This is a genomic window from Bartonella queenslandensis AUST/NH15, from assembly GCF_000312585.1.
Lineage (GTDB): Bacteria > Pseudomonadota > Alphaproteobacteria > Rhizobiales > Rhizobiaceae > Bartonella > Bartonella queenslandensis_A.
The window spans coordinates 1-428 of record NZ_HE998479.1 but is presented as its reverse complement, the minus strand read 5'-3'; the positions used below and the strand labels follow the sequence as shown (position 1 = coordinate 428).

Genomic DNA, 428 nt, shown 5'->3' with positions numbered 1-428 from the left:
GGCGCATGGGGCTCGTATCATCCCCAAGATCAGTTTTCAGATCCAGTTTGGTTAAAGCTTGATAACATCCAACAATTTTTGTTCTATCATCCAGAAGAAGTTCATAATCTTCACTTGTGGTAGGCATCTCCATGGTTTTACTGATTTCCCCCTCATCAACACCCCAAAACAATAATCTTATAAGGGGTTAACAGTTCATTCTTGACCGCATCGGTGAAACTGTAGGTATAAAGAACTTTTCCATAAAGCTTTTCATTATCCATAGAAGCTAGAACGGCATCAGCCTCATCGGCACGCCTTTTGGCATGGTCACTAAAGATCCGAGGCGTTGCTGTCATGTACAAACGTTTCTTGCCTCGAATAAGACTGTTATCGTGAACCTTGATAAATTCAGATTCACTGTCTTCTGTTCCCAATGAAGCACCCGT

The 428-nt window shown here is 42.1% G+C and carries 1 pseudogene; it reads right to left on the bottom strand.

Going from position 1 to position 428, the window contains the following annotated elements:
- Positions 1-428: pseudogene (locus tag BN338_RS12575) on the bottom strand (hypothetical protein); the annotation flags it as partial.